Origin of the sequence: Gelidibacter algens (assembly GCF_001678675.1) — a bacterium.
In the GTDB taxonomy this organism is placed as follows: domain Bacteria; phylum Bacteroidota; class Bacteroidia; order Flavobacteriales; family Flavobacteriaceae; genus Gelidibacter; species Gelidibacter algens.
In genome coordinates, this window is sequence record NZ_LZRN01000022.1 from 26,770 (window position 1) to 39,012 (window position 12,243).

Consider the following 12,243-nt stretch of genomic DNA (forward strand, 5'->3'; position numbering starts at 1 on the left):
CTTTTTTTCTCCAACTCACCGCAAGCTGCATCAATTTCTCTTACATCATACCGTAATGGTGGCACTCGCTTCCAACATAAAGACAAACATCTCTAATACCACATTGCTGGATTGATGAAAATAAGCATCATCAATGGTATTTATTCAATTAAGTTAACCTACTTGGGTCACACTTTCAATTTTATAATAAAAAAAGTGCATCATGCTATTCTCCATCAAAGCGCTCGATTCAATTGCTGAAATCCGATCTGGTTAACCTTAACAAATACTATAATTTACGATCTCAAAAAATAACTATTCATGCATAAGTATCTGGAAATAGGGACACTACATTACGTAATTATTAGTGTTTGACGATTTATACTGCTATTATTTTAATGAACCCTATGGTTTACTGATGATTCTATAGCTTTTGGGAGTTAAATTTCGATTTTTTAATATTGTTTTAAGTGTTTTGTTTGTTTCTTTAAGATTAAATTAAGAAGTTTACGCCGGATTAATTTAAAGAAAAAATTATATGAAATTAAAACTAACCTGGTTGATGACACTTTTTTTGGTTGTTTATCACACATGTTTCCTTTGCCCAACTGAAAACAGTAACTGGTACTGTGACCTCTGCATCAGACGGTATGACACTTGTGGGTGTGAATGTTATTGTGAAAGGAACCTCAAGAGGTGTGCAAACAGATTTTGACGGGAATTTTTCTATCAATGCACAAAAAGGAGAGGTCATTGATTTTAGTTATGTTGGCATGACTACCAATTCCATTACCGTAGGTGATGGGATGACCTATGATATAGTAATGGCTGAGGATGTTGAAAGTTTGGAAACCGTCGTTATTACTGGTTATCAAAATATCAAAAAAGAGCTTTTTACAGGTGCTTCGCAAACACTAAAAGCAGCAGATATTAAATTAGATGGTGTAGCTGATATATCAGGGTCACTTGAAGGTAGGGCTGCGGGTGTTTCTGTTCAAAACGTTACTGGAACTTTTGGTGCTGCACCACGAATTACCATAAGAGGGTCGTCTTCAATTTTAGGAGATACGAAACCTATTTGGATTGTGGACGGGGTTATCCAAGAAGAGATTGTTAACATTTCCGTTTCAGATTTGGTCTCTGGAGATCCAAATACCTTATTGAGCTCTGCTATCTCTGGGCTAAACCCCTCTGATGTTGAAAGCTTTGAGATCTTGAAGGACGCTTCTGCGACTTCATTGTATGGGGCGCGAGCACTAAACGGAGTGGTGGTGATAACCACAAAATCAGGCAAAAAGAATCAGGCTCCCAAATTTAATTATAACGGTGAATTTTTAGTAAGGGATAGGCCTCGTTATGGTCAGTATGATTTGCTGAATTCTCAAGAAACTGTTTCTGTTTATAGAGAGATGGAGTCCAAGGGATTTTTAGGCTATCCTGCAGTTTTACAAGGAAGAAATGGGGGAATCTATAATATTAGGGCAAGAGCACTAAATACTTATAATGAGTCTGATGGCTCTTATGGTTTGGAAAATACGGCTGAAGCTAAGGCAGCATTTTTACAAAAATATGAATTAGCCAATACAGACTGGTTTAAGGAGTTGTTCAATATGACCCCTACGCAAACCCACAACATTAGTTTTTCTAGCGGGAGCGACAAAGCCACAACATACGCGTCTTTGGGATATTATACAGATGCCGGATGGACCGTTGCAGACAGGGTGAGACGTATAACTTCTACTTTAAGAAATACGTATTACCTTAACGATGATAAATTAAAGTTAACAACATTACTTCAAGGTAATATAAGAAACCAGAAAACGCCAGGGACCCAAAATAGGCAGGAAGATGTGTTCTTCGGGTCATTTACAAGAGACTTTGACATTAACCCTTATAATTATGCCATCCAGACCAGTAGGGCGTTAAGACCAAAAGACGAGAATGGAGATTTGGAGTATTATCGAAATAATTGGGCTCCTTTTAATATTTTAAACGAAGTTAGAAATAACACCTTTGAACTAAATGTGTTCGATCTTAAGTTCCAAGGTCAGGCAGAATATAAGATCAATGATAACCTGAAGTATAACTTTCTGGGTTCTGCAAGATATGTAACGTCCAATGGGGAGCAAGGTGCAACTGAGAACTCCAATCTTGCTGCTGCTTACAGGGCAGATGAAACAGCCATTGTGCAACAACAAAACACATTTTTATTTACTGATCCAGATAACCCAAATGCTTTGCCCAAAGTGGTACTGCCATTTGGTGGGATCTTGACAGAATCGAAAAATACCTTAACAACCTATACCTTCAGAAATTCTTTGGAATTTTCAAAAACATTCAATGATGTACATGGTTTAACAATCTATTCTTCTCAAGAATACCGATATGTTGACAGGGCAGCGTCTTCATTTACAGGATACGGGTACCAATTCTCTAGAGGAGGTTCAATTTTCACGGACCCTGATATTTTGAAAAAGGTAATTTTAGAGGGTAATGACTATTTTTTCTCACAAGAAACGCGTCAACGTGAAGTGTCCTTAGCTGTTCAGGCAACATATGATTTTGATACAAAATACATCGTCAATTTAACAGGTAATTATGAAGGCTCTAACAGAGCTGGAAAATCGTCTGACGCCAGATGGCTTCCAACCTATTCTATCGCCGGACGATGGAACGTACATAATGAGAACTTTTTGAAAGATTCTAGGGTCATTTCAAGTTTAGTGTTAAGACCAAGTTATGGTGTGACCGGACTTATCGCTGATGCTGCCAGTAACAATTTACCTGTTTTTCAAAATTTGGTAACAGACCGATTGAACCCTGATGATCGTGAAAACTATATTGATATTGTGGATCTTCAAAATTCCAATTTAACATACGAGCGTACTAAAGAATTGAATCTTGGCTTAGAACTTGGTATGTACAACGGCAGAATTCAAACTGTAGTTGATGTTTATTTTAGAAAGGGTATAGACCTTATAGACCTCATCAGAACGTCTGGAATTGGTGGAGAAGTATTAAAACTTGGTAATAATTCTTCTATGGACACTAAGGGTGTTGAGTTTCAGTTAAATACCATCAACCTTGATTCCGAAGATTTCAGATGGAGCTCAGGATTTAATATTTCATTCATTGACCAAGAGATTACGAACTTAAAGCAACAGACCAACGTTTTTGATCTGGTATCTGGTACAGGTAGAGGGAACGCTATCGGGTATGCTCCCGGGTCTTTATTTTCGTTTGATTTTGATGGCTTGAATGAATTTGGGCTGCCAACTTTCAATTTTGATGACCCAGATGCAGATCCAATTGGTGGCGTCGATTTTCAGGACACGATAGATGTTCTTGATTACCTAGTGCATGAAGGTTCAACACTTCCTACTATTACAGGAGGTTTTGCAAATAATTTCAAATACAAAAATTGGGATATGAGTGTGTTCTTTTCTTTTTCTGCGGGTAATAAGGTAAGGTTAAACCCTAGCTATAGCGCCACATATTCAGACTTGGATGTATTTCCTAGAGAGTTTGTAAATAGATGGTTACTTCCTGGAGATGAAGCAATAACAAATATTCCTGCAATTGCTTCTCAGCAAGCTATACAAGCATATGGTCAAAATGCCGTTACCCAAGCTTACAATGCATACAATTATTCTACAGAACGCGTAGCTGATGGAGATTTTGTAAGATTAAAAAATGTGACCGTAGGATACTCTTTCCCTTCTGAAAGCCTCAGTCAAATAGGATTGTCCAATTTAAGAATGAGTCTGCAAGGGACGAATTTATTTTTATTATATTCAGATTCCGATTTAGGAGGACAAGACCCTGAGTTTTTTAATTCTGGAGGAGTTGCATATCCAATCACGAGATCATTCACATTTTCATTAAATGTAGGTTTTTAAAAAATAAACTATGAAAAATTATAATTTCAATTTAAGAGTATTATTTGTTGTACTAGGTGCGTCATTCGTATCATGCAACGATGTTCTTGATGAGGTGCCAGATAATAGGGCATCTATAAATACAGAAGAGGATATAACGCGATTATTGACAGCAGCCTACCCTGAGGCGGCTTACGTTTCTTTTGTTCAGCCCATGTCAGACATCGCAACTGATAAAGGTCCGGATGCCCGTAATCAAAGGCTCAATGAAGAAATGTATTTCTGGAGAGATTTAAATGACATTGACTCTGATACACCAACCAATTATTGGAACAGTGCTTATGAAGCCATTTCGCAAGCCAACCAAGCCTTACAATCGATAGACGAACTTGGTGGTGGCGACAAGTTTAATGCTCAAAGGGGTGAAGCTTTGGTAAGCAGAGCATATGCCCATTTTATGCTGGTTAGTATATTCGCTAAAGCTTATAATCCAGAAACAGCCGCCAGTACCTTGGGGGTGCCTTATGTAACAGAGCCAGAAACGGTATTGTTGCCAAAGTATACAAGAGCATCAATTGAAGAGGTTTACACTAATATTGAAAAAGATTTAACTGAGGGGTTACCATTAATTTTAGACAATTACGATGTACCTTCTTACCACTTCAACAAAAAGGCCGCGAATGCCTTTGCCGCCAGGTTCTATTTGAATAAAGGTGAATGGCAAAAGGTAATTGATCACAGTACTGTGGCATTAGGCTCTGGTGGGGCAAGTGCATTGAGAATCATTAACACCCAAGCGTATCAAAATTTAACTTATAGTGAATTGAGTAATGGTTACATTTCAAGTAGCGAACCATCCAACCTGTTGTTAGTGGCAGGAAGCTCTACGTATGCTAGGGACTTTGCAACTCTACGTTACCATTTGGGTGCTTCTGTGAGTAATAGCCTATTTCCTGGTGATAATGGCACTGGTTCTCCTTGGGCTTATTCACTTTTCGGAGGTGAATTATTTGCAAATGTTCCTAAATTTGTAGAATATTTTAGAGTCACTAATCAAGCAGCTGGTATTGGTTTTCCATTTGCAACTTTTGTGCTTTTTAATGCAGATGAAGCTCTATTAAATAGAGCTGAGGCGTATGCGATGTTAGGACAGTATGAAAGTGCCTTGGCAGATATAAACTTGTCTTTTTCCGTAAAAACAGAAGATTATGCACCACGGAATGTTTTATCTGATGCTGAACTTAGAAACGAATTTGCTGTAAACGATAATAGCTTATATACACCATTTTACACAATATCAGAGGAGGCCTTACCCTATATTAATGCAGTTTTAGATATGAAGAAAACAATTTTCTTTGATGAAGGTTTGCGTTGGTTTGATATTAAACGACATAATATAGTAGTTGTCCATAATGATTTCTTCGGAAATACATTTACGTTGCCAAAAGATGATTTGAGAAGAGCATTACAAATACCAAGTGATGCACAATCCTTTGGAATTGAACCAAATCCTAGATAGTATATTAATTTTAAATCCACTAGAGTTATGAAAGATAATTTTTTAAATAGAACCTTTGTCATCGCCATCATTCTGGCCGTTTTTACTACCTCGTGTAGTAATGTAGATGACAGTGTGGGCCCAAGCCAAATAGATACCACCCCACCAATCCTCAATGAACTTGATCTGTATCTTCGAAATAGTTTTGTAATACCCTACAATATCGATATACAATACAAGTGGGATATTAATGATACGAGCGTAAACAGGTTTTTGCATCCACCATTTCAATCTAATGTAAAGCCAATGGCAACGTTGCTTCAAGATGTTTGGATAGCGCCTTATACAGCGGTTGGGGGAGTCAACTTTATTAAGAACATCGCTCCTAGAGAATTTATCTTATCTGGAGGATTTAATTACAACCCTAACAGTCCTACCATTACATTGGGTATTGCTGAAGCTGGTGCCAGAATCACCTTATTTAACTTGGATGAGCTTGATTATAGCTCAATTGTATATGATGAAGATACCAACAATGATTTTGAGGTTCAACTAAGTATCGTAGGCCCCATAAGTACTGTTCATCACGAGTATGGCCATATTTTAAACCAAAACGTGCCTTTTGATCCTGCTTTTGAAAAAATTACACCAGGCGACTATACTGCGCAATGGTTTAATAGAAGTAATGAGCAAGCGAGGGAATTAGGTTTTATAACCGCTTATGCATCAAACCAACCAGGTGAAGATTTTGTTGAAATGATTGCACAAATGTTGGTACGAACAAGGGCAGATTATGATGCACTGGTTAATAGTATCTCTAGTCAACAAGCTAAGGATGCTATTAGATTGAAGGAACAATTTGTTGTGGATTACTATCAAGATAATTTTGATATTGATTTTTATGCCCTCCAGGAGTTAACGAGTCAGGCCTTAATAGATGCAGTAAATTAAAATAAACTTTACAATGAAAAGAATTTTTAAAACACAATACTGGTTTGTATTACTAGCAATGATCTGTTTAACAGCTTGTCAAGATGATACCACCGAAGAATTATTTGATCAATCTCCATCCGTTAGAGCTGATCAGCAAACCAACGAACTTAAGGCACTATTGCTATCACAACCTAATGGCTACAGGGCTGAATATTTCACAAAAAATGATGAACGTGGAGGGTTTACCATATACATGCAGTTTAATGCAGATGGTACGGTCAGACAAACCTCAGATTTTGACAATCAAACAGCTTTGGCCAACTCTCTTTATGACGTACGGTTTGGCACGACAGTAGAATTGGTTTTTTCAACGAGAAATCACATTACGAAGGCTGTCGATCCCACTGCTCAAATTGATGGCGTCTCTGTTGAGATTGGAACGGGCTACGCAGGTACTAACAATTTTCAATTTTTTGGAAACGACAATGGCGTGTTAAGTTTTAGGGATATCAGAAATAGCGAAACAGCGACACTTACCTTAACGCCAACCAATTTTACAGATTTTGATTCACAAAGTCTTGCGGAAGTTGATGTTTTGAGAGAAAATTATGATAAGTTGAGTTCGCCTCAATCAGATTTGCCAACATATCCCGTTTTGGAATTTGACAACAGTCAGGGAAATACAAGATTTAAGTTCTCGTTCAATGAGGTTACAAGATTCTCAACTTCAAGGTTAGTAACTTCTAACGCTATCACAGATTTGGAGTTTGGTATTACGCCTACATTGGAAGGATTGACTGTCAGTCCACCGCTTACGTATCAAGGAGAGGTCTATGAGGATTTTACTTACAATGATGAAACCAAACGTTACGTATCAACAGTAAATGGCACTACGGCATCTATTTATTATGACTTTGCAGCGGCCTATGTTAACCCTAATGACATTGTCGTTTTGGAACAGGATCTTGGAGCATCAGGCTTTCTGTATCGTTTAAATTTGGGAAAGAACCCACTTACCAGCGGTACTCATGATAGCATGATTAATTTAGTGTCCAATAGTTTCAACCAAGGGTTAAACCTTAATTATAGAGTTAGTGGCTATCAATTGATATTGGACTTTGAAAGTAATGATTGTGATACATTCTTGGTTCTTCAGCTATACAATGATGTTAATAATAACGGCGTTAACGATGGAGAGGCTATAGGGCCTAATATCTTTTATTGTTTTGAAGCCGCCAAGATTAATGATGGGAAACTATTTTTAACTTATACAGGTATAAGTAACCCAGGTCTGGCCTTTACCGTACCATGGGTCCAACCGTTACTTGATTTTGTCGGAGATCCTGATGGGTTGATATTTTCAAGAGAAGGTAGTTTTTCCACTAATACTGCCAGTTTCGGCAATACCGCAGGAACCTTTACAAGTGTAGATAGTGAAGGTAATGGTGAAATAAGAGTTTATGGCTTGTTTTTTTAAGGGTATCTAAACATCAAGTATTTATAAAATAATTTCAAAAGCCTTTGCGTATTGCGTAAAGGCTTTTTCTTGGTATGAGTTTACGATATCAATTTCCTAACCTACTATTGAAATTCCTTATGCGCAGAAATAAGCTAAAATGGCCCTGCATTTCAGCACTATCCTAAGTGCATTTCTTGGATGGCTAATTTAGTTGGTGTTAGGAGATAGCATGTAGATGTCACTAGAAAAAATAAACCTATCTGACTATCTGATCAGAAGAACGCAAAGAAAGGTTGTACTAATTTTATGGTCGGGTGTTATGGGTTTGTTGAAACAAACAAAACTCGGCACAATTTCATCCACATTGACAACCGTCTGCACTTTTTCGCCCCCTTATATTTTACCTTCTTGAAGAACTGCCTAAGCAACCCATGATTTCCTTTGCCATGCTGAGAATTAAGCTGTCAAACATTTTAACAAATTCTCGATATTTTTCTCTGAAATTTTCTACAATGATTGGAAAATGCTATCAAAATATAGTCATTTTTAAGCAATGACTTTTAAAAACAGTCTTAAGACAACTATTTTTAACAGGGTTAGGACTTATTGGCCAACTGTCCGCAAGCTGCATCAATATCCTTGCCTCTTGAGCGTCTTACCGTAACGGTAATGTTACTCGCTTCCAACATGGAAATATACATCTCGATAGCCGCATTGCTGGCTTGTTGAAATTGGCCATCATCAATGGGGTTATATTCAATTAAGTTGACCTTGCTTGGCGCAAATTTGCAGAATTGGATCAAAGCTTCCACATCTTTTTTAGAATCATTAATCCCTTCCCAAACCACATACTCATAGGTAATGGTATTTTTGGTTTTGGCGTACCAATATTCTAAAGCTTCCCTCAAATCAGCCAACGGAAACGTAGCATTAAAAGGCATAATGGAAGTTCGCACCTCATCAATGGCAGAATGTAACGACACGGCAAGACCAAATTTCACCTCATCATCAGCCATTTTCTTGATCATTTTAGGAACACCTGACGTAGACACAATAATTCGTTTGGGAGACATTCCCAAACCTTCTGGCGATGTAATTTTTTCAATAGCCTTTAATACATTATTATAGTTCATGAGTGGTTCTCCCATGCCCATAAACACAATATTGCTCAATGGTCTGTTAAAATATAATTTGCTCTCTTTGTCAATGGCCACCACCTGATCAAAAATTTCATCAGGATTAAGATTACGCATGCGTTTAAGACGCGAAGTGGCACAGAATTTACAATCCAAACTACAACCAACCTGAGAGGACACGCATGCTGTGGTACGTTTTGAGGTAGGAATCAACACCGATTCAACAATCAAACCATCATGCAGGCGCACCGCATTTTTAACGGTCCCGTCATTACTGCGTTGCATTTGGTCCACTTCAATATGATTGATCACAAAATGATCTTGCAGCATTTGACGTGTGTCTTTGGAGATATTGGTCATATCCTCAAACTTGTGGGCACCTTTGCTCCACAGCCATTCATACACCTGATTGCCGCGGAATTCCTGATCGCCTTGTGCGACAAAAAATTCACGAAGTTGCTCTTTCGTTAATGCTCGTATGTCTTTTTTTGTTGTTTCCATTGCAGATGCAAAAATAATGAAAGGATTTCCGTTTACAGAATAGGTAGCGGGATAATTTGAAAAAGTTCAATTTTATGGTTCGTCTAAACTTAATGCCGACGTTATAAAGACTTTGGGGATTTTCCCGCAGATGTCGCAGATTGACGCAGAAGAAACCAACGATTACCCTTATGTTTCCTCATTTCAATAGCTTTTGACGAATAATAGAGAAAAAAAAACTCCATCAAAATGATGGAGCCTTTATAAAATAAAAAGTATCTCTTAGATAATGAGCATCGCGTCACCATACGTATAGAAACGGTATTTTTCTTTAACAGCTTCTTCGTACGCTTTTTTCATAAAATCATGACCAGCAAAGGCAGAAACCATCATCAACAAGGTTGATTTTGGTGTATGGAAATTGGTAATCATACAATTGGCAATACTAAACTCATAAGGAGGGAAAATAAATTTATTGGTCCATCCTGAAAACTCATTTAATGTGCCACTTGAGGATACTGAACTTTCAACAGCTCTCATGGCAGTAGTTCCTACAGCACACACTCTCTTTTTCTTAGTTTTCGCGTTATTGACAATATCGGCAGCTTTCTGATCTACAAAAGCTTCCTCACTGTCCATTTTGTGTTTGGACAAATCTTCAACTTCAACGGGGTTAAAGGTTCCCAAACCAACATGAAGGGTGATTTCAGCAAAATCAATACCTTTAATTTCCAAACGCTTCAGTAAATGTTTAGAAAAATGCAACCCTGCGGTTGGTGCTGCAACTGCACCTTCGTTTTTTGCAAAAATAGTTTGGTAGCGCTCTTCATCTTCTGGCTCCACATCTCTCTTAATATATTTTGGTAGTGGTGTCTCTCCCAATTCAGTCAATTTTTGACGGAATTCTTTATAAGAACCATCGTAAAGAAAACGTAATGTACGTCCTCTAGAAGTGGTATTATCAATAACCTCAGCCACTAAAGTTTCATCATCTCCAAAATACAATTTGTTACCAATACGTATTTTACGTGCCGGATCAACCAAAACATCCCACAAGCGTTGTTCTTCATTGAGTTCTCTTAATAGGAACACTTCAATTCTTGCGCCTGTTTTTTCTTTATTGCCATATAAACGTGCAGGAAAAACCTTGGTATTGTTAAGAATCATGACGTCTCCTTCATCAAAATAATCAATGACATCCTTAAATAATTTATGCTCAATCGTCTTGTTTTTTCTATCCAAGACCATCAAACGTGCTTCATCTCTATTTTCGGCAGGATGTTCAGCTAATAATTCTTCAGGAAGTTTAAAACTAAAATGGGATAATTTCATGTTTACAATTTGTTTTTAATGATCAGACCTATCTGCCAACAGACCTCAAGAATACCTTTTCTACCATACCGATTGCTTCCTACTTAGCTGTAAGTATTTTACACGTCGATTTGTATAGATTTTTTGCAGGCTGCAAATATACAATCTCAAAGTAGGGGTTGTCAAGTAAATGAGGGTTTATTATTGGGTTATTTTAAAACCGAGAGTTTTAAGGTCTTCCCAAAATGTAGGATAGGATTTGGAGACTACCATGGCATCTTCAATTTGAAGGTTTGTTTTTAAAGCTAACGGTGCAAACGCCATGGCCATCCGGTGATCATGATATGTGCTGATGGCCTCTCCTGTATCCTCCCCTAACCCCTCCGAAGGAGGGGAACTTACGTCTGCAATGAAAAGTTTGTGAGGTTTCAGGGTTAAACTGTTTTCCGTGATGTGCAGGTCTGCTCCTAGTTTTTCTAGTTCTGTTTTTAAGGCAACGAGCCTGTCGGTTTCTTTGATTTTGAGCGTATGCAAACCAGTGAGATGGCAGCCTACACCCAATCCAAAACAGGTGACGGCGATGGTTTGTGCTATATCTGGAGCGTTTTGAAGTTGGCAGTTGACCGTCTGCAGTTGGCAGTCAGCTTGCTTTGTAAGGGTGATTGCATTGTTGTTGAATAGTGTAGCCACGCCAAAATCAGTATAAATGTCAGCCAACACTGAATCGCCTTGTAAGCTATCTCTTTTGTAGGAGGACAGGGTGATTTCAGTTCCGATAGGACTTAAGGCTACGATGCTATAAAAATACGATGCCGAGGACCAATCACTTTCTACTGTAAGGATATCTTGATGTGTGTTCAGCTTTTTTAGCGGACTTACCTTTATTGTATTACCCTCAAAACTAGTCTTTACACCAATTTGATTAAGCAAATCCAAAGTCATATTGATGTAAGGAACAGAGGTGATTTCTCCTTCCAAAGACAATTCCAAACCATTTTTTAATTTTGGGGCAATCAACAGAAGGGCTGAAATATACTGGCTGCTCACATTGGCCTTGAGAGCTACTTGGTCTTTTGACAGCAATTCGCCCTTGATTAACAATGGCGGACAACCTTCCGACTCGAGATAAGAAATATCAGCGCCTAACATATTCAGCGCTTCTACCAAAACTTGTACTGGGCGTTCTTTCATTCGAGCTGAACCTGTAATAGTAATTTCTCTTCCCGTTTGAGTAGCGAAAAAAGCCGTTAAAAACCGCATGGCAGTACCCGCATGGGATACGTCAATAAGGTTGGAGGTCGATTTCAATGCTTTTTGCATCACCTCAGAATCGTCAGAATTGGAGATGTTTTCAATCTGCAATTCTGGATAAAGCGCTTGCAAAAGCAACAATCTATTGGACTCACTCTTGGAACCCGTGATGACAATTTTAGGAATATTTTCTGAGAGAGAGGATTTGTGGAGCGTTAACAACATTCTATTAAAAATTTACAATCAACGAAAATAGAAAAGCTATGTCAAAAACTAACACAAAAATTCAAAATATTGAAAGATAAAATTCAGGAATCA

Annotated in this window: 7 protein-coding genes; 4 read left to right on the forward strand and 3 right to left on the reverse strand. The window is 37.9% G+C overall.

The window, feature by feature from the left end; genetic code table 11:
• The first annotated feature begins 557 nt into the window (after positions 1-557).
• Genes A9996_RS11280 through A9996_RS11295 form a run of 4 tightly spaced genes read left to right on the forward strand, consistent with a single transcriptional unit; the run spans position 558 to position 7,765 of the window.
• Positions 558-3,878 (forward strand): SusC/RagA family TonB-linked outer membrane protein, encoded by a 3,321-nt coding sequence (locus A9996_RS11280; protein WP_066434805.1) that lies wholly within the window; start codon positions 558-560, stop codon positions 3,876-3,878.
• 10 nt (positions 3,879-3,888) lie between these two features.
• The gene (locus A9996_RS11285; protein WP_066434808.1) at positions 3,889-5,376 is read left to right on the forward strand and encodes a RagB/SusD family nutrient uptake outer membrane protein; all 1,488 of its coding nucleotides are present in this window, start codon (positions 3,889-3,891) and stop codon (positions 5,374-5,376) included.
• A gap of 27 nt (positions 5,377-5,403) precedes the next feature.
• Positions 5,404-6,306, forward strand: coding sequence for a substrate import-associated zinc metallohydrolase lipoprotein (locus A9996_RS11290; RefSeq protein WP_066434811.1), 903 nt, complete (start codon positions 5,404-5,406; stop codon positions 6,304-6,306).
• 13 nt (positions 6,307-6,319) lie between these two features.
• Positions 6,320-7,765, forward strand: a complete 1,446-nt coding sequence (locus A9996_RS11295; RefSeq protein WP_083993928.1) for a DUF4302 domain-containing protein — start codon at positions 6,320-6,322, stop codon at positions 7,763-7,765.
• A gap of 578 nt (positions 7,766-8,343) precedes the next feature.
• On the opposite strand, the gene rlmN is transcribed toward A9996_RS11295, so the two are convergent.
• The 3 genes from rlmN to A9996_RS11310 all read right to left on the reverse strand — a co-directional run bounded on the left by rlmN (position 8,344) and on the right by A9996_RS11310 (position 12,150).
• On the reverse strand, positions 8,344-9,384 hold the full coding sequence (gene rlmN / locus A9996_RS11300; RefSeq protein ID WP_066434816.1) for a dual-specificity RNA methyltransferase RlmN: 1,041 nt from the start codon (positions 9,382-9,384) through the stop codon (positions 8,344-8,346).
• Between the two features lie 261 nt (positions 9,385-9,645).
• Positions 9,646-10,695 carry a tRNA preQ1(34) S-adenosylmethionine ribosyltransferase-isomerase QueA gene (gene queA / locus A9996_RS11305; protein WP_066434818.1) on the reverse strand — a complete coding sequence of 350 codons (1,050 nt, stop codon included), beginning with the start codon at positions 10,693-10,695 and terminating at the stop codon, positions 9,646-9,648.
• Positions 10,696-10,875: 180 nt separating this feature from the next.
• The gene (locus tag A9996_RS11310; RefSeq protein ID WP_066434821.1) at positions 10,876-12,150 is read right to left on the reverse strand and encodes a 3-phosphoshikimate 1-carboxyvinyltransferase; all 1,275 of its coding nucleotides are present in this window, start codon (positions 12,148-12,150) and stop codon (positions 10,876-10,878) included.
• Positions 12,151-12,243: the final 93 nt, after the last annotated feature.